The sequence below is a fragment of the Sungkyunkwania multivorans genome (genome assembly GCF_042675645.1).
GTDB classification, from domain to species: Bacteria; Bacteroidota; Bacteroidia; order Flavobacteriales; family Flavobacteriaceae; genus Sungkyunkwania; species Sungkyunkwania multivorans.
Genome location: NZ_JBHTJH010000017.1, coordinates 415,509 through 440,953, shown reverse-complemented (window position 1 = coordinate 440,953; position 25,445 = coordinate 415,509). Strand labels below are relative to the sequence as shown.

General features: G+C 41.6%; 16 protein-coding genes. 10 read left to right on the top strand and 6 right to left on the bottom strand.

Going from position 1 to position 25,445, the window contains the following annotated elements; all coding sequences use genetic code 11:
* Positions 1 to 25: 25 nt before the first annotated feature.
* A complete protein-coding gene (locus tag ACFQ1M_RS13400; RefSeq protein WP_386409033.1) occupies positions 26 to 2,356 on the bottom strand; it encodes an outer membrane beta-barrel protein in 2,331 nt (776 codons plus the stop codon).
* A 159-nt stretch (positions 2,357 to 2,515) separates the two neighbouring features.
* On the bottom strand, positions 2,516 to 3,736 hold the full coding sequence (locus ACFQ1M_RS13395) for a M28 family peptidase (protein ID WP_386409032.1): 1,221 nt from the start codon (positions 3,734 to 3,736) through the stop codon (positions 2,516 to 2,518).
* A 35-nt stretch (positions 3,737 to 3,771) separates the two neighbouring features.
* Between ACFQ1M_RS13395 and ACFQ1M_RS13390 the strand changes: the two genes are divergently transcribed.
* The 3 genes from ACFQ1M_RS13390 to lepA all read left to right on the top strand — a co-directional run bounded on the left by ACFQ1M_RS13390 (position 3,772) and on the right by lepA (position 8,523).
* A complete protein-coding gene (locus ACFQ1M_RS13390) occupies positions 3,772 to 4,875 on the top strand; it encodes a TolB family protein (protein ID WP_386409030.1) in 1,104 nt (367 codons plus the stop codon).
* 223 nt (positions 4,876 to 5,098) lie between these two features.
* A complete protein-coding gene (locus tag ACFQ1M_RS13385) occupies positions 5,099 to 6,601 on the top strand; it encodes a hypothetical protein (RefSeq protein ID WP_386409028.1) in 1,503 nt (500 codons plus the stop codon).
* A 125-nt stretch (positions 6,602 to 6,726) separates the two neighbouring features.
* Complete coding sequence (lepA, locus tag ACFQ1M_RS13380; RefSeq protein WP_386409026.1) at positions 6,727 to 8,523, top strand: translation elongation factor 4; 1,797 nt, start codon at positions 6,727 to 6,729, stop codon at positions 8,521 to 8,523.
* Positions 8,524 to 8,910: 387 nt separating this feature from the next.
* Here the strand turns inward: lepA and ACFQ1M_RS13375 are convergent, their stop codons facing one another.
* A complete protein-coding gene (locus ACFQ1M_RS13375; protein WP_386409024.1) occupies positions 8,911 to 10,737 on the bottom strand; it encodes a cation:proton antiporter in 1,827 nt (608 codons plus the stop codon).
* 122 nt (positions 10,738 to 10,859) lie between these two features.
* Between ACFQ1M_RS13375 and ACFQ1M_RS13370 the strand changes: the two genes are divergently transcribed.
* The 5 genes from ACFQ1M_RS13370 (at position 10,860) to ACFQ1M_RS13350 (ending at position 18,434) form a co-directional block, all read left to right on the top strand.
* Entirely contained in the window at positions 10,860 to 11,705 is an 846-nt protein-coding gene (locus tag ACFQ1M_RS13370; RefSeq protein WP_386409022.1) for a universal stress protein, read from the top strand.
* Positions 11,706 to 11,709: 4 nt separating this feature from the next.
* The gene (locus ACFQ1M_RS13365) at positions 11,710 to 13,920 is read left to right on the top strand and encodes a SulP family inorganic anion transporter (RefSeq protein ID WP_386409020.1); all 2,211 of its coding nucleotides are present in this window, start codon (positions 11,710 to 11,712) and stop codon (positions 13,918 to 13,920) included.
* A gap of 91 nt (positions 13,921 to 14,011) precedes the next feature.
* The gene (locus ACFQ1M_RS13360) at positions 14,012 to 14,872 is read left to right on the top strand and encodes an MBL fold metallo-hydrolase (protein WP_386409018.1); all 861 of its coding nucleotides are present in this window, start codon (positions 14,012 to 14,014) and stop codon (positions 14,870 to 14,872) included.
* A gap of 15 nt (positions 14,873 to 14,887) precedes the next feature.
* Positions 14,888 to 16,498, top strand: coding sequence for a S8 family peptidase (locus ACFQ1M_RS13355; RefSeq protein WP_386409016.1), 1,611 nt, complete (start codon positions 14,888 to 14,890; stop codon positions 16,496 to 16,498).
* 40 nt (positions 16,499 to 16,538) lie between these two features.
* Complete coding sequence (locus ACFQ1M_RS13350) at positions 16,539 to 18,434, top strand: M1 family metallopeptidase (RefSeq protein ID WP_386409014.1); 1,896 nt, start codon at positions 16,539 to 16,541, stop codon at positions 18,432 to 18,434.
* A gap of 167 nt (positions 18,435 to 18,601) precedes the next feature.
* Here ACFQ1M_RS13350 and ACFQ1M_RS13345 read toward each other — a convergent pair whose 3' ends face one another.
* From ACFQ1M_RS13345 to ACFQ1M_RS13335, 3 genes are all read right to left on the bottom strand, one after another.
* Positions 18,602 to 19,405 (bottom strand): S24 family peptidase, encoded by an 804-nt coding sequence (locus ACFQ1M_RS13345; protein ID WP_386409012.1) that lies wholly within the window; start codon positions 19,403 to 19,405, stop codon positions 18,602 to 18,604.
* A gap of 409 nt (positions 19,406 to 19,814) precedes the next feature.
* Complete coding sequence (locus ACFQ1M_RS13340) at positions 19,815 to 20,966, bottom strand: succinylglutamate desuccinylase/aspartoacylase domain-containing protein (RefSeq protein WP_386409010.1); 1,152 nt, start codon at positions 20,964 to 20,966, stop codon at positions 19,815 to 19,817.
* A gap of 3 nt (positions 20,967 to 20,969) precedes the next feature.
* Positions 20,970 to 22,814 carry a CBS domain-containing protein gene (locus tag ACFQ1M_RS13335; protein ID WP_386409008.1) on the bottom strand — a complete coding sequence of 615 codons (1,845 nt, stop codon included), beginning with the start codon at positions 22,812 to 22,814 and terminating at the stop codon, positions 20,970 to 20,972.
* Between the two features lie 615 nt (positions 22,815 to 23,429).
* Here ACFQ1M_RS13335 and rnpA point away from each other — a divergent pair.
* Together rnpA and ACFQ1M_RS13325 are read left to right on the top strand one after the other, a co-directional pair.
* Positions 23,430 to 23,825 carry a ribonuclease P protein component gene (gene rnpA, locus ACFQ1M_RS13330; protein ID WP_386409006.1) on the top strand — a complete coding sequence of 132 codons (396 nt, stop codon included), beginning with the start codon at positions 23,430 to 23,432 and terminating at the stop codon, positions 23,823 to 23,825.
* Positions 23,806 to 25,440, top strand: coding sequence for a S41 family peptidase (locus tag ACFQ1M_RS13325; protein WP_386410869.1), 1,635 nt, complete (start codon positions 23,806 to 23,808; stop codon positions 25,438 to 25,440). The genes rnpA and ACFQ1M_RS13325 overlap by 20 nt, the downstream gene beginning before the upstream one ends.
* The last annotated feature ends 5 nt before the right edge of the window (positions 25,441 to 25,445 follow it).

The following is a 25,445-nucleotide window of genomic DNA, read 5'->3' as shown; positions in this document are numbered from 1 at the left end:
TTGATTTTGTAAAAAGTAAAAGCCTCTATTTTTCTTCCAGGCGTTTTTGCTCTTCTGTCTTCTTAGTGGAGCTGTTTTGTTCTAGTTTGCGATTTCCAAAGCGGTATCGGGCTCCCAAGCGAATAAAACGCGTTTCATAGATTTGCCTGTAGGTTGTGCTCTGGTCCAAATAGTTGATCCTGTTCCTAGGGTTTGAGGTGCCTAAAAGATCTTCAGAAATAAGACTAAAGGACCATTTTCTGTCTGCCGTCGTCTTGCGCAGACCTATACTTAAATTTGCCCAACCACCTTGTCTCGATGCCCCTAAAATTGCAGGGGACACGTAGGTAAGGTTGATGTCGGCTTGCAAGTCGTGCTTCTTGGAAAGCGTCAATTCATTACCGACATAGGTGAATAGGGACCATAAGCCATTGTCGATGAGTTGCCCATTATTTTCAATTGCCCTGAACCTTTCGGCGCTGTAGTAGATAGAGTTAAGCACATACAATGACCAATGATCTGTGATACTTTTATATGTCGTAAAATCAAAGCCCCACGAGACCTCGCGGTCGATATTAGAGTTTACATAGCGCAAGGTAAGGTCGGTATTGTTTTGAAAGATCAATTGACGCTCCGAGTTCTCTTCATAACGATAATAGAGTTCAAAGGTGTAATCACCATTTAAGGTATAAGAAAGGGTGAGTAGATTTTTGTATGCTGGTTGTAGATTTGGATCTCCCTCAAAGGTGGAATTAAAGTTTAGAAAGTATCTGAAAGGATTGATACTACCATAGCGAGGTCTGCTAATTCGCCTTCCATAGCTCAGGCTGTATTGATGTTTGTCACTTGGCGTGTATTGCATATTAACGTTTGGAAAAAACTGTACGTAGTTTTGGTCGGTCGTCTGCGACAACACTTCAGAAATCCCTTCTATATCCGAATATTCAGCTCTTAGCCCTCCCTTAAATCTCCATTTGTCCCAACGATCCTCATAGCTGGCATAAATCGCATAGTTCTTTTCATCATAAAAGAAAGTATCATCGATCGTGGCACTTGCTCGATTTTGATCGAGCTTGTTTTCAGATTCGATCGTCGCCATCTTTACACCCGTCTCTAATTTGGCATTGTCACCGATTTCCGATTCAAAATCTATCTGACCTGAATAAATGTGAACAATTTGATCAGAGAACGAATCAAATTCCTCATTTCTAAGATTTGCCCCCATAGCATCAAAGAATGTCGTATTGATCGACTGGTCCCGCGCAAAGTCTGAATATGAATATTGAAAGTCTGTAGAAATCCGAGCTCGATCCGAAAACGCATATCGATATCCAAGATTGCTTGAAATGCTGTTTCTTTGATCACCAATATCGTTGGTGGCAATATAGGTAGAATCTAATTGCGCACTGTTGAAGATTCGCGTATCCCCTCTGTTTGTATATGTTCGTTCTGGCGTAAATGATCCATTGAGGGAAAGGCTTAGCTCGCTCTTGCTGTTGAAGGTATAATCAAGATTCATCATCCCATTATGACGCTCGGACCTCGAGACTCTATTGATATCGGAGATCCAAGTCGAGGAGGGAACTCCACTTTCGAAGAAATTGATCGTCTCGTCAGTATTTCTGTTAGACTTGTTATCTCTATAGTTGTAATTGACGTATAGATCGAGTTTCTTTGATTTGAAAAATTGACTTATCCCAGCATTATACTTCGGAAACACGGCTTGCGTAAAATTTCCATAGAGGCTACCACGATATCCCGCGATGATATTTTTACTCATATTAATGTTAATGATCGCACCGCCTTCGGCACCATATCTTGCCGATGGGTTAGTGATCACCTCTATGGATCGAACATTGCTCGCTGGTGTTCCTGCTAAAAGAACGTAAAGGTCCGATATCGGCAGTGAGACCTTCCTATCATTGATAAATAATTGAAAGTCTGTATCTCCTTTAATAGTGATTTGGTCGTTAAGCACCAAAACTCCCGGTGTCCTTTTCAATGCATCGATGATGGGTTGTTCGCTTAGTGTAGAGTTTGCGATGTTGAACACAAGCCGATCTATTTTTCTCTCTACGGTGGGGCGTTTAGTTCCAACAACCACTTCGTCCAATTCATCCACTGTTTCTAACAGCGCGATATCTAATTGCACGATGCTTTCAGCAGTATGTATTTTAAATGGGATGATGGTTTCTTCGTAACCGATAAATGACCCTTTTAAGAGATAATCTCCAAGGTCCAGCTCGTTAATCTCATAATAGCCATTCTCTTCCGAGGTGGTGCCCGTAACTATGGTAGAATCATTTGCCTTCAATACCAAAACATTCGAGAAAGATATAGGTTGATCGTTTCTGTCCAATACCTTTCCAGAAATCATGCCTTGTTGTGAGAAACACAGATGAAGACAGAATAGACAACAGATATGTAGCAGGGAACCTTGTTTAGGCAAACTTTGATAATCAATTATTTAGCCAAGCTAAAATACATCAAATTTTACTTTTTATCGTATTTTTATGATGCTTCATCGATTTTTTTGTTAAAAAACGATTGTTGCCTCCACTCGTTTCCCTTTGCGATCTACCACTACTTTTGTGGTGTCGCCCTTCTGAAAAGTCGTGAGGGCTTTCATATAACTCATCATGTCTGTCGTCTCCATATCGCCTAGCTTAATGACGATATCCCCTTTCTGCAAACCTGCCTTTTCCGCCGGTTTTCCTTCACTCACCCCATCGATACGCATCCCAACGCCATCAAATAGATAGTCCGGTACAACTCCTAGTGCAACTTTGAATCTAGGGACTTCTTCGCTCTCATTCTTTGTTTTCTTAAAAACGAGTTTGTCGCTCGCATCCAAATCGCTTATAATGTTGAAAATGTAATCGGTAATCATTTTCATCCCATCATAATTTAATTTTTGATGGTCGTCTGAGGGCTTGTGATAATCCTCGTGCTGCCCCGTAAAAAAATGTAATGCTGGAATATTCTGCAAATAGAAAGAGGTATGATCCGACGGTCCAATTCCCGATTCATTCAGGACCAATTTAAATCCAGTATTGTTGCTGTTCAATATTTGTTTCCATAAGGGCGTCGTTCCAACACCACTTATTGAAAGCGCTTTATCTTCACGTAACCTGCCCACCATGTCCATATTCAGCATATAATTGGCTTTGGAGAGGTCGACAGTAGGGTTCTTAGCAAAATAGTTAGACCCCAATAGCCCCATTTCTTCGCCAGAAAATGCTATGAACAGATAATTATGTCCTGTATTTTGGTTTGTGAGGCGTTCAGCCAATTTCAACATCATGGCCACTCCACTGGCATTATCATCAGCACCATTGTGCACCTCAAGACTTCCTCGATGTAAACTTCCCTGACCACCATACCCCAAATGATCGTAGTGCGCTCCGATGATGACCGTTTTCGCCGCATTGTTATCGATATATCCTATCACGTTGGTGCCTGTAGTGGTGCCATCTCCTGCATCTATGAATTTGACCTTTTCGTGGGGATTGGTACTGGGTCTGAAGGTAAAGGTCTGAAAGTAGGTGCCAGCCTGTCCTTTTGCAATAAGACCAATCGCTTCCATCCGCTCTTTGATATACTTTGCCGCCATCAACTCTTCCTTGGTCCCTGTCTCTCTGCCAGCCAAATCATCGCTTGAGAGAAAAGCGACGTCTTCCTTAATACTTACTTGGACAACTTCTTTTTTACAAGAAACAAAACAGAGTACGGCAATAGACAGCAATAGTATCTTCATGATATTGGTTATTTTTGTGTAAAATTAAGCATCTCATGAGACATCTGACTGTTATAACATTGTTAATCATCTTTTGTTCTTGTAAAAGTGAGAGAAAAGGTAGAGCGATCATTGAAATACCAACAACATTAGTTGCTGGAAAAGATTCCCTGATCTATCCTGAAGAGATTCATTTTAGAGCGATCAGACAAATAACGTTTGGAGGCGACAATGCCGAAGCCTATTGGAGTTTTGATGACAGGCAACTTATCTTTCAATCTAACAACAAAGATTGGGGAGTCGGCTGCGATCAGATGTTTTTGATGAATGTTGGAGAGACCTTTAAAAATACACAGCCACCGATGATCAGCACAGGAATGGGGCGTACCACATGTGCCTATTTCTTGCCCGACAACAGGCATATTGTTTATGCCTCCACCCATCTTACGGACAAAGAATGTCCCGAAGTCCCATTGCGCGAAAACGGCAAATATGTATGGCCAGTGTATGATTCCTTTGATATTTTTGTCGCAGATCTCAACGGAAATATCACAGCTCGGCTCACTAATGAACCTGGCTATGATGCTGAGGCCACGGTGTCTCCAAAAGGTGATAAGATCGTTTTTACCTCAACCAGAAGTGGTGACCTTGAACTCTACACAATGAATATCGACGGCTCTGATGTGAAGCAGATCACCAACGAATTGGGCTACGATGGTGGTGCTTTCTTTTCGCCAGATGGAAGCAAGATCATCTTTCGTGCCTCACGTCCAAAAACTGATGAGGAAATAAAGGAATACAAAGATCTATTGGCTCAAGGTTTGGTACAGCCTACCGAAATGGAACTTTTTATCTGTAATGCCGATGGCAGCGATTTAAGGCAGTTGACCTTTTTAGGTAATGCCAACTGGAGTCCATTCTTTCATCCATCGGGCAAGAAGATCTTGTTTTCGAGTAACTATGAAGCCGAACGAGGGTTCCCTTTTAATTTGTACATGATCGGCATTGATGGGAAGAACCTCAAACGCATTACACATAGCGAAACCTTCGATGCCTTCCCGGTCTTCTCTAACGATGGAAAATACTTGGCTTTTTCAAGCAACCGGAACAATGGTGGTACGCGCGATACCAATCTGTTTATTGTTGAGTGGCAGGAATGATGCGTTTAGAGGTTAAAGAGTTGAGGGGTTGAGTTGTGCTTTTGAACTTAAAGTACTGTTCCGAGTTCCAAAAAGTTCTCGATACGTTTCGCGAAGCGAAACACTCGAACGGACATTCAGTGTAAATAAACAAAGCATTCACAAAGTATTTTGACACTTACAAAATCTTTCCGTTCTATTTTTAGATTAATTGCTATATTCGGCTTCCTTAAATCAGACCATTATGCTTAAGAAATTGTTCCTGCTTGTCGTTATTGCCACATTTGTAAGTTGTGAGACCGATACAAACGCTCCTCGAGAAGGCGTTTTTGAAGGTGATGTTGTTTTACGTAGTCAGCAGGAAGTCGATGATTTTGGCTCTGAAAACTATCATACAATTAATGGAAATCTCTGGGTCTATTCGCCTCTAGAGATAACAGATGTTGCAATATCCAGCATTTCGCCGTTGGCCACCTTGACCTCTGTTGGTGGTAATGTCCAATTAGAGGGTGATTATCAACTAAATTCGTTAGAAGGGCTGCATAATATTACTACTGTTGGCGGAAACCGCATTGAAGTGTTGCTCCCTAATTTAAACTCCTTAGAAGGGTTTCCGAAAATAGCAGACCTTTCAGGTGTTGATTTAACGATACGAAGCAACGAGATGAGCTCGTTGATCGGCATGGAAGATCTTACTCGGGTAAATGACCTCTTCATTAATAACTGTTCAATGCTCGAAACATTGGATGGCATGGAGAATCTTGCTGATGTCAATTCCATGCAAATACAAAACAACGATAGCCTTGACGATTTCTGCGCTTTTCAAAATTTATTTACCAATAGCATCATTCCGAACGCTCCCATTATCAGCGGAAATCTCTTTAATCCTACTGTTCAAAATATTGTGGATGGTATTTGTACTCAAAATTCCTTTGAAGGTGATGTCGTCTTATTGTCTCAACAAGAGGTCAATGATTTTGGTGCCAACAATTATACCAATATCAATGGTAACCTTACTATCGGAACTACTGGTGTGCCTACAGACATTACGACCCTTGCTCCATTGAATTCTTTGGTCGCCATTTCTCAAGCTTTCGAATTAAGAGAGAACCATAGCCTCACATCGCTCGAGGGCTTGGAGAATCTTCAGACAATAGGTGACCAACTTCTGGTAGGCTACAATATGAATCTTTTTTCACTAAAAGGGTTAAACAATCTGGAGCGTGTCGGTCTACTCGTAATTGATAATGGCGTCTTGACGTCGATCGAGGATCTGCACAATCTTAGCAATATAGAAGGAGCGTTTTTACTTTCTGAAGGTTCTCTCGTCAATTTTAAGGGGTTGGAAAATATCACAACTATCAAAGGAGATTTTACATTGGAAGCCCCAAAAAATCTCGCATCTTTTGAAGGGCTAGAGAATCTTGAACGTATCGAGGGGGATTTTTCATTCAATACCTTGAACAATTTAACAAATACACTTGCCTCGCTTTCAGGTCTAGAGAAACTAGAATCCATATCAGGCTCCTTAAGGATTGTTCCGAATGAAAATTTTGTGTCCCTTAACGGATTTGAGGCCCTAAATTCGGTAGAGGATGTAATTGTTGGAAGCATCGTTTCTGAAATAACAGATTTTTGTGGACTCTCCAATTTGCTCACCAATGGCACCTATAGAAGTATGACCATATTGTTCAATCCCTATAGCCCTTCGGCACAAGATATCATCGATGGGAATTGTCGTCAGTAATTAAGACAATGATCTATCAACAAGAAGTCAAAAGGCTTCCTTTTTTCATACATCAACTTTAAAGAGAAATAAACTTTTTTAAAATGTATCTTTGCAGCCACACGAAGAAGGATTTTATTTGATATATGAAGAACATCCGCAATTTCTGCATCATCGCCCATATCGACCATGGTAAGAGTACCTTGGCGGACCGCCTACTGGATTTTACAGGTACGGTCACCGAGCGCGAAAAGCAAGATCAATTATTGGACAGTATGGACCTGGAACGCGAACGGGGTATTACCATCAAGTCACACGCCATCCAAATGGAATATACCTATAAGGGGGAAGAGTATGTCCTTAACCTCATCGATACGCCTGGACACGTGGACTTCTCCTATGAAGTGTCGCGATCCATCGCGGCCTGCGAAGGCGCGTTATTGGTGGTAGATGCTGCCCAAAGTATTCAGGCACAGACCATTTCCAATTTGTATTTGGCCTTAGAAAATGATCTAGAGATCATTCCGGTGCTGAACAAAGTAGACCTTCCTTCAGCAAATCCAGAAGAAGTGACCGATGATATTGTGGATCTTTTGGGTTGCGATGCCGAGGAAGTGATCCCGGCCAGTGCAAAGACCGGTATTGGGATTGAAGAGATCCTTGAGGCAATCATTGAACGGGTGCCTCCTCCCAAAGGGAATCCCGATGAATCCCTACAAGCCTTGATATTCGATTCGGTATATAACCCATTCCGTGGGGTAGAGACCTATTTTAGGGTGATCAACGGGGAGATCACAAAAGGACAGCAAATCAAATTCATCGCGACAGGCAAAACCTATTTTGCGGATGAAGTCGGCACTTTAAAATTGAGTCAGGTACCTAAGAAAAGTATCAAAGCTGGTGATGTAGGCTACCTCATCACGGGAATCAAAGATGCCCGCGAAGTCAAAGTAGGTGATACCATCACCGATGCCAAAAAACCTACTACCAATGCCATTGAAGGATTTGAGGATGTAAAGCCGATGGTATTTGCCGGCATTTACCCTGTGGACACCGAAGATTACGAAGAACTTCGTAATTCAATGGAAAAGCTTCAGTTAAATGACGCCTCGTTGGTGTTTCAACCTGAGAGCTCCGCCGCACTAGGATTTGGTTTCCGTTGCGGATTCTTGGGCATGCTTCATTTAGAGATCATTCAAGAGCGATTGGAGCGCGAATTCGATATGACAGTGATCACCACGGTCCCTAACGTATCTTATCACGCCTATACAAAGAAAAATCCTGAAGAAACATTACTTGTAAACAATCCTTCCGACCTTCCAGATCCGAGTGGTCTAGATCGTGTAGAAGAACCATATATCAAAGCATCGATCATTACAAAATCTGATTTTGTTGGGCCAGTGATGTCGCTATGTATCGAAAAGCGCGGACAGATCACCAATCAGACCTATTTGACACAAGATCGTGTGGAATTGAGTTTTGACATGCCTTTGGCAGAGATCGTCTTTGACTTTTACGATCGATTGAAAACCGTCTCCAAAGGATACGCTTCCTTCGATTATTCACCTATAGGAATGCGCGCCTCAAAATTGGTAAAAGTTGATGTGCTGATCAACGGAAGTTCGGTTGATGCGCTTTCAGCATTGATCCATGCGGACAACGCGTACAACATTGGTAAAAGAATGTGCGAGAAATTGCGCGAATTGATTCCCAGACAGCAATTTGACATTCCTATTCAGGCGGCGATCGGTGCAAAGATCATCTCGAGAGAGACCATCAAGGCACTTCGAAAAGATGTGACGGCAAAATGTTATGGCGGTGATATCTCTCGTAAGCGTAAGCTTTTAGAGAAACAGAAAAAAGGTAAAAAGCGCATGCGCCAAGTCGGTAATGTCGAAATTCCGCAGCAAGCGTTTATGGCTGTTTTAAAATTGAATGATTAAATAAGTAGACCTTAGAGTAAAAGTGAAAGGACACCATTATGTTGGTGTCTTTTTATTTAAGAGAGTTTCACTAATAGCTGAAATCAATATATACATAGGTAGTATGAGCATCTATAAGGTAGTTCTAAAATCTTGGATTGCTTTCAAAAAAAATAGCCCGCACATTGCGAGCCATTATATGAAATGGAAGTAACTTCTGTCGGTATTCTTACATGACCGACTTATACACAGATAAGCATGGTAAGGGCAATCACTACTGCTGCAACTATCAACTTTTTCATCATCAGTTCGTATAAGATCTATTGGGTATTGTAAAAGTAGGGCAAACCTGTGATAACCAAAAAAAAACGTTGTGAATTGGGCTTTTATTGTTGTAAATCACTCCAATCAGGCCAATAATTCTATGGATTTTCCCATATACACAAGAAAATAACCTTGCTTAATATCCATTTCTTCACTTTTGCAAGATAAGATATGCAGTTCTCCATCTAGGTCTTTGATAAATACTGGTATAGACTCTCTTTCTTCATTTATAGCATTCAGGCTTTCGAGAAAATGTTCCTTTGACTCTATCTCTAATTCGTGCATTGTTGGGTAATCCCTAGCTACTTCACTCAGGTTGATGAAATCATCTGTAGGCGAGAAAAGACAATCGGGTCGATCTATCTTCTCATCGCTCATTTCCTCATTGGTAATAAGCCTAAAGGCACCATTTTCACCAAGACTCTTCCCAAAACGATCTAGCACATGTTCGTTGACCTGTCTGCTTGGGGTAAGTGCCATTAGATAACCAATGTCGCTAAATTCTGGATCGCTGCTTAGGTCTTCAGAAAAGATGTTTGCCTCTGTCGCCAGTAGATTCATCTCTTGAGCATTCTCTATATTTTCCTTATTACTATCTGCCAAGACCACATGTCGGCCATTGTCATCTAAGTACTTTCCAATTAATCTTGCAAAAGGACTTGCTCCTACGATCAATACCCCATCGGAAGATTTTAAGAAAACTCCTATAAGTTTTGCGAAAGGCCTCGCGGTCGTAGCATTGAGCAACACCGTTCCCAGAACGATCATAAAGACCAGTGGAGTAATATATTCCGCCCCAGGCTCGCCTTTCGCCGCGAGTTTTGCTCCAAAAAGTGATGCGATTCCTGCAGCGACAATACCTCGTGGCCCTACCCAGCTTATGAAAACTTTTTCGTTGAGCTTCAATCCAGAGTTGAAGGTGCTTAAGAATACTCCAACAGGTCTAATGAGAAAGACCACAATGGCAAAAAGAATGGCGCTCTTCCAATTAAAGACCAGTATAAGGTCTTTCATTTCAATATTGGCCGCGAGCAAAATAAACAGTATGGATATCAATAGCACGCTCAAAGATTCCTTGAAATACAGAAGCTCTTTCAGATTTGGCAATTTTGTATTTCCCATCACTAATCCCATAACCACCACAGCCAATAATCCTGATTCGTGGGCGAAAATATCGCTCTCCACAAATACCAACAAGACTACTGATAAAGACACTACATTGAGCAAATAATGAGGTATCCATTGCTTCTTGATTATATATACCAACGCATGTGCAAAGGTGAAGCCGAAGGCGGTACCAAACAGGACGATCTTCCCAAACTCTATCAAGGCCGTTTTGGTGTAGGCATTGCCTTCGCCCACTGTAATAAATTCAAATACCAAGACGGCCGCCAGCGCTCCGATGGGGTCGATGAGGATCCCTTCCCATTTTAAGACTGCAGAAACATCTTTCTTCAGAGGAATATTCCTTAGGATCGGTGAGATCACGGTGGGTCCGGTGACGATGATCAATGCAGAAAAAAGAAAGCATATCTTCCAGCTAAGATCAAATATATAATGTGTTACGATTCCCGCAGCAAAAAACGTGACCAGCGTTCCGATAGTGATCAACTTTGTGATAACGGGACCCACATTCTTTATTTCATTCTTTCTTAATGTAAGTCCGCCTTCGAATAGAATGATACTGATGGCCAGCGATACAAAGTAGAAAAGGTTCTCTCCAGGAAAGAATCCTTCTTCACCATTCCAGATAGGCTCGATCCACTTGGTGCCATCTTCCGACAACAGGGTAGATACTGGGCCTACGAAGAGCCCGATAAGGATGAGTGGTAATATCGCTGGTATTTTGAACTTCCATGCTACCCATTGTGCCAAAATTCCTAAAATGATAATACTTGCTAACTCTAACATCGAAGTTTTTTTTGTTAAAATACTACTTTTTCAGATTTACTGAATACGCTTAGCTAAGCTTTGTTCCTTTCCAAAAGAAAAATTAATTATATCTTGGGCGCTTATCACCTAAAAACCACCTCTTGCACAAAGATTTTAAAACGATAAGTATCGGTATTGCCTTTTCCCCAAACCTCCGCGCAAATGTTTTTGAGGCTGCCCGATTGGCCAAATTATTCTCAGCGAAGCTAATTCTAGTGCATGTAGGCGATAGGACACCTCAGAAAGAGGAAATCCTAACCTTGATCCTTGAAGAGTTTCCCGAGCAAATCACAAATATCGATGTCGTATGGAAAGAAGGTGCTCCTGTTGAGGTGATTTTAAAGACTTGTGAGGAATACTGCGTGGACTTGCTGATCTTAGGTGCTTTGAAGCGCGAAAATCTCTATCAGTATTACATCGGGTCGATTGCGAGAAAGCTTACCAGAAAAGCGCAATGTTCCGTGCTGTTATTAATTAAACCCTCTGTACATAGAATACCGTGCAATCATATTGTTGTGAATGGTCTTAAGGATCCGAAAACGAAAGAAACTGTGCTCAGCTCTTTCTTTGTCGGAACCTTATTGGGCGCCAATAAGATCACTATTGTTGAAGAAATAAGCCAGCAGGAAGTGCATGTTGCCGTTGAGGACGATCGATCATTACGAAAGGCTACCTTGGTCAAGGAGCGCATCAAGCTTCGCGAAAACTCGCGGGTAAATCAAATCTTAGAGGAGGTGCCAAAAGACCTCAAGCCTGGCATTAACGTACATGTTCAAAGTATTTTTGGGAGAAGAGGTTATTCCATCGGCCACTATGCCCAAGTTGTGCGAGCCGATCTCCTTATCATGAATGCGCCAACTAAGAGCGGTCTTCTGGATCGCATATTTCCACATGATATCGAGTACATTCTCTCAGAACTTCCAACCGACGTATTGATCATCCAATAACCACATGTCCACAAAAACAAGTATGAACACTCCCGCCAAGAACCTGCCTAAAAATATTTTTGCTGGTTTCGTCGTTTCCTTGATCGCGTTGCCTTTAGGACTTGGTTTGGCCCTTGCATCTGAAGCGCCTCCAATTTCTGGAATCATCGCTGCAATCGTGGGTGGTTTTCTCGTAGGATTCTTGGGAGGTTCCAATGTAACGATCACAGGTCCTGGTAATGGGTTGGTCATAGTACTCCTAGGTGCCATTACAACCTTAGGTGAAGGAAATAACTATCAAGGATATTTATTTACACTGGCAGCGATCGTCGTTGCTGGAATACTAATGATGCTGTTGGGTTTTCTGCGGCTGGGGATACTGAGTGACTTCTTCCCTTCTTCCGCCATACAAGGAATGTTGGCGGCCATCGGAGTTGGCATCTTTGCCAAACAGTTTCATGTAATGCTGGGACAGCTGGATACGAAAGGAAGTATCGTAGAACTTCTTTTTCAAATACCCTCGTCCTTTATCGAGGTATACACATCTAACGATAGAAGTCTTCTTGCCGCCGCCATCATAGGGCTCATGAGTCTTGGAATTATGATATTTTATTCCAAGATCAGAAACAAGTACTTTCAGTTAATTCCTGCTCCGATGTGGATTGTTATCTTGGTCGTTGGTTTCAGCTATTATTATCAGCTCTTTTCCAAAGAGGCCTATCCGATGTCCGAAGATCTTTTAGTCAACATTCCGGAAAATTTTGCAAGCAATCTGGTCTTTCCAAATTTTGATAAAGCTCTCAGTCTTGATTTTGTCGGTATCGTGCTAGCAATAACACTCATCGCCAGTATAGAATCACTGCTCAGCATCAAGGCGGTGGATAAATTAGACCCAGAAAAAAGGAGAAGCAACGTAAATAAAGACTTGAAGGCGCTTGGTTTTGCGACGGTAGTTAGTGGTTTTATCGGAGGCTTAAATGTGGTGACTGTGATTGCCAGAAGCTCGGTCAATGTGAATAACGGGAGTAACGATCGATCCTCCAACATGTTTCATGCGATGTTTTTACTCATCTTCCTCTTGGTATTTCAAGAGCAATTACAAATGATCCCATTACCCGCACTTGCTGCGATCTTGGTATATACGGGTTACAAATTGGCTGCGCCGGGCACGTTAAGAGAGGTTTCAAGAATCGGAAGAGAACAAGTGCTGATCTTCGTCATTACATTGCTGACAACGATTCTCACCAATCTAATATCCGGTATTCTGATAGGTATTCTTGTCACTTTTATTATCCACGTTGTCATCAATAAAAGTTTTACCCTCTTCCTTCGGAACTTTGCCAAACCTAATGTATTGATGTACAAGGAAGCGGTAAAGGGAAACTACTATGTGAGTGTAAAAACATTCTCAAGTTTTCTCAATTTCTATCGGCTCAAGGCAAAGTTAGATGGGATCCCACAGGATGAAGAGGTGATCGTCGACTTCTCTCTTTGTGATTTTGTCGACCATACCGTTATGGAAAATCTAAATAGCTATCAACAAAGTTTTGATAGAAAAGGTGGACATTTTGAGGTTATTGGCCTTGATGCTCACGACACCGATTCTAAGCATCCATTCGCCATAAGGAAGGTGTTGCCGCTTCAAAATATTATCGGGATCGGTAAATTTCTTACCAAGAGACAAACAGCGCTCAAAGAGGTGTCTAAAGATCTAAGTTGGGCATATGTTCCTAAAAAAACTGAAAACACTCAGTTTTTAGACGACTTTTTATACTTCAAAACCAAAAGACCCAATGTGATCTTCAATGAGCTCTCAGACGAAAAGAATCTATTTCGACTGTTCGATATCGAATATTCAGAAGGAGCGTTCATCGCGAAGGAAGTTGTGCGCACTACGATGCTTTATATCGATCTGAAGCGCACAATTCCAATATTTACGCTAGATAGGGAAGGATTCTTAGAGATGCTCTATCATCTAGCTGGTTTTAGGGATATTGATATCGACGGGCACAGCGACTTTTCTAAGCGATTTTATCTTAGAGGAGAAGATCAGGAGGCGATACGAGAATTATTTACAGATGAGTTGGTCTTGTTTTTTGAAAGTAACCCTTACTATCATATCGAATCAAATGGCTCTTCATTGATCATAAAGAATAAGGAGCGTTTGGCCAGCGTGAGAGAGGTCAAGGCACTCGTGGATTTCGGAACCCGCCTTCAAGGATTGCTTCAACATTAGACCGTTTTCTGTTAAAAATATCTCAACAATTGAGGGCTATTTTGTTAAATGTAAGATGCTTTTCTTATTTTGCATCATATTTATCTTTCTCATGAATTTATACCCCATAGAGACAGGAAATTTCAAGCTAGATGGAGGGGCTATGTTTGGTGTTGTCCCCAAAAGTCTATGGCAAAGAACCAATCCTGCAGATGCCAATAATATGATTGAAATGTCTGCCAGATCCTTGCTCATCGAAGATGGTGATCGGTTGATCTTGATCGATACTGGCATGGGAAACAAGCAGAGCGATAAATTCTTCGGCTACTATGATCTCTGGGGAGATCATTCTATCGATCTCTCATTAAAAAAATATGGCTTCCATAGAGACGAGATCACAGATGTATTTATGACACATCTGCACTTCGATCATTGTGGCGGCAGTATCCAATGGAATCACGACAAAACCGGATACGAGCCCGCTTTCAAAAATGCTCGTTTTTGGAGTAATGAAGCACATTGGCAATGGGCAACCACTCCAAACCCAAGGGAAAAGGCCTCTTTTTTATCAGAAAATATACTGCCGCTTGAAGCTAGTGGGCAACTCAATCATGTTGGAATTCCCTCTTCGAATATCTTGAAAGATTCCGAGTTAGGTTTCGACATTTTTTTTGCTGACGGGCATACCGAAAAACAGATGATCCCACTGATCAATTACAAAGGCAACACCTTGGCCTTCATGGCAGACCTACTACCAACGGTGGGGCACATACCCTTACCCTATATTATGGGCTACGACACAAGGCCTTTATTGACACTAGAAGAAAAGAACGTTTTTTTAAATATCGCCGCGGAAAATAATTTCTATTTGTTTTTGGAGCACGATCCCTATCATGAGATAATTTCGGTAAAGCGAACTGAAAAGGGTGTAAGGCTCGATGAAATATTTTCGGCGGAAGAACTATTAGGATAAAATTTAATTGAGAATATGAAAAAAGTAAGTAAACGTATTGCACTATTAGCGCTCACAACATTGGTTTTGGCAAGTTGTGGTGCTCCAACCTTGATTTCTACACCAATTGAGAATATTGACGCCATTCCGCTCAAAACTATTCCTTTGAGTGAGGAAGAAAGAAAAAGCTGGGGTCACGCCGACCTTGTCTCCGACACCATTCCAGGCATGAGCGTAGATAAAGCCTATGAGGAGTTCATCAAAGGCAAGAAAGGAACAACGGTCATTGTTGGAGTCATCGATTCGGGAGTGGATATAGAACACGAAGACTTAAAAAATGTGGTCTGGGTGAATAAAGATGAGCGACCAGGCAATGGAAAGGATGACGACAACAACGGGTATGTCGACGATATTCACGGATGGAATTTTCTGGGTGATTCTAACGATGAGCAATTAGAAATGACCCGCATCGTTGCCAAAGGAGACGACGGGTCTGAGATATACAAGAAGGCCAAGGCTAAACTGGAAAAAGAGCTTGCCGATTTACAAGGTCCTAAAAATCAATTGGATTTTATATTGAATGTAGATAAAACACTTCAAAACCATTTGAAGAAGGAGACCTATACCAAAGAAGAGGTCGAAGCAATCGATACTGAGGATAAAGAAGTTGTCCAAGCAAAGCAGATAATGCTTCAAATCTTGAATGGGCAAGAAATGAGCAAGGCGGATTTTGACAAAGAGATCAAGAACTTTCAGGATTATGTATACGACCAACTCAACTATAACCTCAATGTAAATTTTGACGGTAGAAAGGTCGTTGGTGATGACCCTTATAATTTTAACGACAAGAATTACGGGAATCCAAATGTGATTGGTCCTAATAAGGAAGATGCAGGCCACGGTACCCACGTTGCTGGTATTATTGCTGCACAACGGAACAACAACAAGGGAATTGACGGTGTTGCAAACAATGTAGAGATCATGGCGATCAGAGCCGTTCCCAACGGTGATGAATACGACAAGGACATCGCATTGGCCATCAGATATGCAGTAGATAATGGGGCCAAGATCATCAATACCAGTTTTGGAAAGGCCTTTTCACCTAATGCAGAATGGGTACGAGATGCTATTAAATATGCTGGTGAGAAGGATGTGCTCATCGTCAACGCAGCGGGTAATGATGGTATTGATCTAGATGACACGGAAAATGATGTGTTCCCAAATGATGCCATCGATAACGGTCCTGAAGTGTCTGACACCTTTATCTCAGTGGGTGCATTGGCGAACAAATACGGAGCAGAGCTAGTCGCTGGATTCTCCAATTATGGAAAACAGAATGTAGATGTCTTTGCTCCTGGTTCTGGAATTTACTCCACCACGCCGAAAGACAATTATGAATTTAAGGGAGGTACTTCTATGGCCGCTCCGGCAGTTGCAGGAGTTGCGGCATTGATCCGTTCCTTATATCCAAAACTTACCGCTTCTCAAGTAAAACAGATCCTTATAGACTCGGGCTTGGCCGTTAAAACAAAAGTGATCGTCGGAGGCAAAGTGGACGATGTACGCTCGTTTTCAGAATTATCAAAGTCTGGAAAAATGGTCAATGCATATAACGCCCTGATCATGGCTCAGAAAATGTCCAAATAATTACAGTCGTCCAGACTTCCTTAAAAGAAAAATTACAGGTATGAACAGACCCATTCTTAGTATCATCAGCTTGGCAATGCTTCTAAGCGCATGTTCCTCCTCTGGGACAACGATAAAGCAAGAGCCCCAACAGCAACCTTTGGTCACAACCAATTCAGCATGCGGTTATTGGCAACAGCACGTAGACTATAAGATGACCATAGATTTTGATGTCACCAATTATCGCTATAGTGGTGTTCAAAAGTTGGTATATACCAACAATTCGCCAGATGTCTTGAATAAAGTGTTCTATCATTTGTACTTTAATGCGTTTCAGCCAGGAAGTGAAATGGATGTCCGCTCAAGGACCATTGCCGATCCCGATAGCCGTGTTGGAAACCGGATCAGTAAATTAGGCCCCGATGAGATCGGATACCTCAAAGTGAGCTCATTAAAACAAAATGGGAAACCGTTAATGCACGAGACTGCTGGGACCGTTCTAGAAGTGATTTTGGCAAAGCCCATTCAGCCAGGTGAAAGTGTTACTTTCGACATGGAATTCACCGGACAGGTTCCTCTTCAAATAAGGCGATCTGGAAGAAATAATAGTGAGGGGGTCGCACTTTCTATGACGCAATGGTATCCCAAAATGGCCGAATATGATTTTGAAGGGTGGCACGCACATCCTTACATCGGTAGAGAGTTTCATCAGGTTTGGGGAGATTTTGACGTAAAGCTATCCATTGACAAGGACTATGTAGTTGGCGGTACCGGATATCTTCAAAACCCCCAAGAGATCGGCCATGGATATGAGGCGAAAGGTATGCGTGTGAGTAAAAAAGTAAAGAATGGAAAGCTCACCTGGCATTTCGTGGCGCCACAGGTGATGGACTTTGCATGGGCCGCAGACCCAGCGTATATTCACGATAAGCTACAGGTCGAAAACGGTCCTATGTTGCATTTTCTCTACAAGAACAACCCAAACATAACCGACAGTTGGAAAAAGTTACAACCGAAGGCGGTCGAGGCACTGAATTTCTTTAATAGAAATATCGGGCCATATCCCTACGATCAGTACTCTGTGATACAAGGAGGCGATGGGGGTATGGAATATGCCATGTGCACGTTGGTTACAGGTCAACGCTCCTTCCCTAGTTTGGTAGGGGTTACGGTCCACGAAATGGCCCATAGCTGGTTTCAGCATTTGCTTGGCACGAATGAGTCCAAACATGAATGGATGGATGAGGGGTTCACCAGCTTTATTTCTGCTCTTTGCGAAAATGCGATCATGGATCAAAAAAAGGAAAATCCTTTCATGTCCGACTATAGCGGCTACTTTCACTTGGCCAGCTCTGGGGTAGAACAGCCACAGTCGACACAGGCCGACCGTTATGAGAGGAATATGGCTTATGGCCTTTCTGCCTATAGCAAAGGCGCTGTTTTTCTGTCGCAACTGGGTTATGTCATCGGGCAGGATAAGTTGATGGAAACCATTAGAAAGTACTTTAACGATTTCAAATTCAAGCATCCAACTCCAAACGATATCAAACGTACTGCTGAAAAGGTCTCGAATTTAGAGTTGGATTGGTACCTTACCGATTGGACACAGACCACAAATACGATCGACTATGGTGTCAAAGATGTAAAAGATAATAATAATGTTACCAAGGTAACTTTGGAGCGCATTGGGTTAATGCCAATGCCGCAAGACATTTTAGTTGTCTACAAGGATGGGTCCCAAGAAACGTTTTATACGGCATTGCGCATGATGCGAGGAGAAAAGGATAATCCATATCCTTCTATGAATAGAACTGTACTACCAGATTGGCCTTGGGCATTTCCAACATACGAATTTACCATCGACAGGCCCAAAAGTAGCATTCGAGCTATTGTATTGGACCCTTCCGGACTCATGGCCGATGTCAACAGGTCCAACAATGTAGTGGAGTTTAATTAAGATAACGGATCAATAATTATAAGAAAGGCCATCTAAAAAGTATCAGATAAAGGTCATTGCGATTCGCAATGGGCGGAGAAGCAATCTTTCTGTCATTTCGGTAAAGTTTAACAGATTCCTTCCCACGAAGTTTTGTGGTCGGAATGACGACTTTTTAGATGGTTTTTTTATTCTTCAACCTCAAGTTTCTTTTCTAACATCACCAGCTTGCTTTCTAGATTATGCAATCGATCGTAAACATCTACGGGTTCTGGCATTTGTCTTGAAGCATACATGGTAACATACCAAGCTTCGATGACATCTTCTGCGTCAATGGTGTAGGTAGGGTAATTGCCATCTTTATTATCCGACTTCAATATGAGTTTGCCTCGTTCTTTTGTTCGATTGATCACTCGTTTTAGAACGATACCATCATTTTTGCTAACGATAACATAAACTCGGCCATCCTTAAGGTCGTCCAATGTTTCTACAAATCGGCCGAAGACCAAATCGCCATCAAAGAAAGTTCCCACCATAGAATTGCCTTGTACCTCGAAGCAACGATACGTTCCGTTGGTAAGATGAGGCATATTAAAGGATGGTAGTGTTTCGATATATTCCATGTCCCCATACCCATCCAGATATCCCGCTCTTGCTTTGACCGGGACATAGACAATGTTTTCCGCTCCTTCCTGATCTACTGTCACCACTTGTGGGACACTCGTATAGTTCATTCGATCAGGTATCTTGCTTTGTAGCATTTCATTGCTTCTAGCAAACAGATAATCGGGATTGATATTGAATTCTTCGATGATTCTTTCTAAAAGGTCATATCCCGGCTTTGTTCTCTTTCTGGATCCATCTGGTTGTAATCTTCCGGTGGTAATGCTATCGATCGTTGTGCTGGTGACCCCAATCCTTTTGGCAAACGAATTGTTGTTCAGCCCAAAGTGTGCAATGATCTCTTTTATTTTTTGATTGATGAATTCCATACAGTACAAATTTCAAGAAATTGCAACAAAAAACAGAAAAATCTGTATTTTGTTTGTATTATATTGTAATATGTTTTAATTTTGATTACTAAATTACAAAATATGTTTGATTTATGAGGTGTTTTGCAACATTTTCTTGTATTTAGAAAATAACACAGAATATCTACCACCATCCATCAGATGGTAGTTTTAACTATTGATATAAAGAACCTACAGAAAATGCAGCGAAGTAAAATATTATTAGAAAAAAGAAAACGATTTGTAGAGAATTATGTTAGAAACAATTCTGAAAAGCAAATGAAAGAAATAGTTGTTGAACTTACCGAGCGCCTATTTATATCTGAGCGGACGGTCTATAATATATTGAAACAGTAAGGGCGCAGTGCTCTGGGTGCCATTTTATAGCTCATCAGCTAAACCACTTCTCCTCCATATAAAGGTCCTTTCTAGCGGTTCTTTCCCTATTGAAGATCTTTATATGGTCGGTATCTTGAATACGTTGGCGATATCCCAAAAGGTGAAAGATGGGTCGGGCCAAAAAACGAGCAACTTTCAAGTTTACCTGCAGCGCCTCTCTTTTTGGTGAGTCCCAACGAACCCCTGGCAGCCATGTGAGCAGTCTATCCAGTTCTCGATTGCGCAAAAAGGTGGAGAGCTTCAGAAAGAAATCGGGTATTCTTCGAATTAAAAAGAAGCCTTCTTCCCCCTGCGCTTGATAAAGTGGCATAAACAGCGTCGCTCTTTTGTTTGCAAAAATTGGGATGCTATTGCTATGCGCCAATAGGGTCCCCTTGGCAATTTTTTGAAAACTGCCAAACCCTTCCTCCATGACAAACGTTTCCGTATTCTTGATCAGATATCGATCGATCACTTCAAAGAATTTGATGTTTTCTTTCGAAGCGTTTCTTAGATGCTCATAATGTTTATCTAGCGATGGTATTTCTTCCTTCTTCAATATTCCTGAAAAGCAGAAGGAAAGATACATAAATGCTTTTGCGTTCTCAATTGCCTCTAGTTCCTCGTGCTGTCCGGATTCGAACCCCAGAGAAACATATCCTAACTGGTTGATGTAGCTAAGAAGTGGTCCCTCTAAATATTCTTCTATCCCCAGAATAACGGGGGCTGGAAACTGCCTGGAAAACTTCCGGTTGATCAATGCGTCATTGATCGTAATGAAGGGTAACGTTCTGCTTGAGGTGGTGTGGAAGTCAATGAAATAGATCGGTCCTTTTCTAGTCGCTACAATGATTTCGATATGTCCCAGAAGATCAAATAGGTCGCTGGCCTCAGCAATTGGCGGATGCTGCTCTTGGAGTTCTTCGATCAGTTTTGAGGTCCAAATTCTGTTCAGGTCCTTATCTATAAATCGAACATCTTTTTCTAGGGCCCTCATATTTCCTGAAAAGACATAGAGAGAACCGTTAAAACTCAGTTGTTCTAATTCATCCTTGATTTGTGTAAATGCTTTTAATCCTGCTTTCTCATTTCCATGGATTCCAACAAAAAACACCAATGTCGGCGATTTGGGCTCGCCTTCTATCTTCATTAAAACTCGCTCCATATATTAAAAATCGCTTCGCGTAATAATTCCCACTAAGCTACCATAATTAATGATCGGCAAGCATCCTATTTGGGCATTTTCCATAATATCTTTGGCTTGTGCGATTTCGGTTTCGGGGTTTACTACAACGATGTCTGTTTTCATGAACTCACTAACAGCTGCCGTCTTCCCTGCAGATTTCATCCCTTCGATATCCGTCGTAGTGACCAGGCCCTTCAGTTTTCCAGCATCATCTATGATCGGCATGTGGTGAATATTTTTCCACTCCATAATGGCAGCCACGAATTCGGCACTATCATTCTCGTTGGCCGTAATCACGCTCCTATTCATCAACTGATTTACTTTTTTGTAGCGCTCCGCTGTTATCTCAATATCTTCATCTATCACTTCCCATGAAGAAATAGGTCGCTCTTCTTTTTGATTCTTATAGATCGCCGCAACCAACGCTCGCGAAGCATCGATCTTCTTGTATTTGACATTTAATTTTCTGTAACTAAGTCTGCACCAACGCGATCCGTTCTGCCCTTTGACTCGATCTCTGATGATATTCAAATAGTATTCGATATCCTTTGGATCTATGTCTACCTTTTTCAAACCTTTGGCCGCCATGGGTATCAATTCTCCCAAGATCAACTGATCTACCGGAATAAGTTTACCTTCCCAATACATCTGTGAGGCCATACCATAGCGAGCCGCGTTGAAGAAGTTGGATTTTACATCCTTGAAGTCCATCTTCTTATCGACCTCATCAAACTTCGCCGGTCTTCCACTCATAAGACCGATCCAAAAGACCATATTGGCAATTTCATCCACGATGGAAGGTCCGGCAGGAATATATCTACATTCGATTCTAAGATGGGGTTTTCCATCGGTAATGCCATAGCAAGGTCGATTCCAGCGATATACTGTTCCATTGTGAAGGTTTAAGGCTCTTAGTTTTGGAATGGTCCCATTAGAAAGCTCTTGCAGGCTATCTTTCTCGAAATCTGTAGTGATCACACTTCTAAACCGAACGATATTCTCTTTAAAAATATCCACCGCCGTTCCTGTGGCCCAAGATTGACCAAAGCTAACGCGTGCCTCCCGCTCGTTCAACTGATAGGAGCTCGCCCGGGTATCGATGCTTTGTGCAAACAGGGCGATTCGCGTCTCATCCCACAACTCTTTCCCCTGAAGAATTGGAGAATTTGCGCATATGCTAAGCACTGGACCAGCGATCGCTTGCGACCAGTTAAAGCTTTTCACAAAATCGTATGGATCAATTTGTAGATGTGCTTGAAAGCTCGTATTGCAGCCTTCAAATAAAACAGAGTCGTGCATCAAACTCACCTCATCTATGCCTTTGATATGAAGATCAAAATTTCGTCCCCTCAAAGACCTCATGGTCTCGTTGAGTGCGAAATATCGCTCAGCAGGCGTCATAAAATTTTCTTTCAGATGCTTTGGCATGATCGTTGGCAAGATGCCCGTAAGCAATGGCTTTGTTTTGAAAACTTTAGCGGCGTCGTTCACTTTACTGATCATGCTAATTACTTCTTTATGAAGTTTAGAAAAGCACCTTCCTTCTAAAATCAAAGGCTCTAAGTTGACCTCTAAGTTATACAGGGCTATTTCTGTAGTAAAATGATCATCTTTCAGACGTTCCAAGATCTCCAAGGCCTTTGGTGCTGGATACCAATCTTTATCGACAAGGCAAAATTCTTGCTCTGCCCCTATTCGCAAAGGTTGTCTTTCAAAAAGTCCTTGGTCTAGCATTTGACCTAAGGCGGCAACGTCATTTAACAGTTGTCGGCTATAAATTGCTCGATCCTCGGCCTTGCTCAATTTTTTTACCAGATGCTCTCCCATAATTTGAAGCCAGTTTTGATTAGAAAGAACAAATTAAGCGCTTTAGCGCTGAGCAAAAATGATAAATATCAGTCAAATAACTTGTGACACAACCGTCGAAGTATAATTTTTGGGCATAAAAAAAGGCTCCGAACCACCAGAGCCAAATTTTATTGTGATGTATTTGAAGATTTGGGACTAAACATCATCACATATAACCAATAACCGAGAACTAAATAAGGCCATGTCTATTTAGCATCAAATTTTTTGTTGTAAAACTATTACTTTGTGTTGTAAAGAATCATTAAGCGTATGCTTTGTCCACAAAAAGGAATAAAAACTCTTTGAAAGGAATCCCGTTGATTCAATGATTATCGAGGAAAATAAAAGGCATAAAAAAAGGCTCCGAACCACCAGAGCCAAATTTTATTGTGATGTATTTCAAAGATTTGGGACTAAACACTATCACATATAACCAATAACCGAGAACTAAATAAGGCCATGTCTATTTAGCATCAAATTTTTTGTTGCAAAATGGTTGCATGGTGTTGTGAAGTAATCATCATTGTATATATAAATTGTGTAGAACTGATCGTACCATCTGTTTTCTATGTCATTTGATTATTTTTACAGCGCATGAATGTAGGTCAGACGTTTTCAAAAGAAGAGAAGCTAAAGAGCAAAAAGATCATCGGCAAGATTTTTGCCGAGGGCTCCTCTGTTTCTAAATATCCGTTGAGATTGATATACCTTGAAACCGATCTGCCAAAAGATGTGAAAATACAGGCCGCGGTATCTGTCGCCAAGCGTCATGTGAAATTGGCCAGTAAACGCAATCGTATAAAGCGATTGATGCGGGAAGCATATCGAAAAAATAAACACCTTATTTTTAACAACATAGAAACATCTTATGCGTTTATGTTTTTGTATCTTGGAAAAGATGAACTTTCATTTGCCCAACTTAATACTAACATGCAGCTTCTTCTAAAGAAGTTCCTAAAAAATATCAATGATGAAAATGACTCTCAGTAAACGGGTGATCGTCCCAGTTTTGGCCGCTACTTTTTTATTGGTAGGATCAGGTTTTAAGAGCGATTTTTTTGAGATCGCCAAACAGATTGAGATCTTCACGACACTTTTCAAAGAGTTGAACATGAACTATGTGGACGATACCAATCCTGCAGAGTTGATGGACACTGCGATCAAGGAAATGTTGGATGATCTGGATCCCTACACACGCTACATGAACGAACAAGATGTCGAAGAATACAAGATTCGAAATGCGGGAGAATATTCTGGGATCGGGGCGTCTGTACGTCGTTACAAGGACCGTCTTGTAATTGTAGAGCCATATAAGGACTATCCTGCAGACAAGGCAGGCTTAAAAGCGGGGGATGAGATCATAAAGATCGGTGATATTGTCGTAGAGGACTTTAAAGATGATACGAGTGAATTGCTGAAGGGTGCTGTTGGTAGTACCGTAAAAATAACCTACAAAAGGCAAGGTAAGACAAGAGAAACTTCGCTAGTTAGAGATGAAATTGAGGTTGATGCGGTTCCTTTTTATGGAAAGATCGATGATAAGACGGGCTATATTGCACTGGTCAAATTTAACAGCAAAGCCTCTAAGCAAACGAAAGAGGCGCTGGAAGACCTTAAATCACAAGGCGTGGAACGTTTGGTTTTGGACCTCCGAAGCAATCCTGGAGGGCTTTTAAATGAGTCCATCAACATTGTGAATCTCTTTGTCCCCAAAGGTGAGGTCATCGTTACCACCAAATCCAAAGTGAAAAAATTCAACAGGGTATATAAGACCAAAAAAGACCCCATAGACACCAAGATTCCACTAGTTGTCTTGGTCAATGGAAGCAGCGCTTCCGCTTCAGAAATTGTTTCTGGCGCACTGCAAGATTTGGACAGAGCAGTTATCATGGGAGCGCGTAGTTTTGGTAAAGGGCTGGTGCAACGCCCTAAGAAGCTTACCTATGGGACACAACTAAAGGTGACCATATCACGCTACTATACACCCAGCGGAAGATGTATTCAAGCGTTGGATTATTGGAATAGGGATCAAAAAGGGAAGGCCATTAGAACCTCGGAAAAAGATTATAACGAATTCAAGACCCGTCGTGGTCGAAGAGTATATGATGGCGGAGGTATAATGCCAGATGTGGAGGTGGCCAACTTGAAGCATGGCAGCCTTACAAAAGCATTGATCGCCAATAATGTGATCTTCGACTTTGCCACTGATTTCTATTACGACAAACCTTTTGATGATGTTGATTCCTTCAAGTTCACCGATAAAGATTTTGAACGATTTAAAGAGTTTGTCAAGAATCATGAGTTCGATTACGAGACCAAGACGGAAAAGATGATCAAAGAGGCCATGGAAAATGAAGAAGTGGAGGAGCTGGGCCCAAAGATAAAGGCCGAATTCAATGAACTACTAGCTAATGTTGACCAGGCAAAACTAGCTTCGTTGGATAGTTATAAGGACGAGATCATGGTCGAGTTAAAAAATCAACTTCTGAGACATTATTTCTACCGAGAGGGCCTATTTAAATATAATTTGACAAACGATGAGGCCGTTACCAATGCAACCAAAATATTAGCAAATCCCAAGCAATATAACGGTATTTTAAAATAATAGGC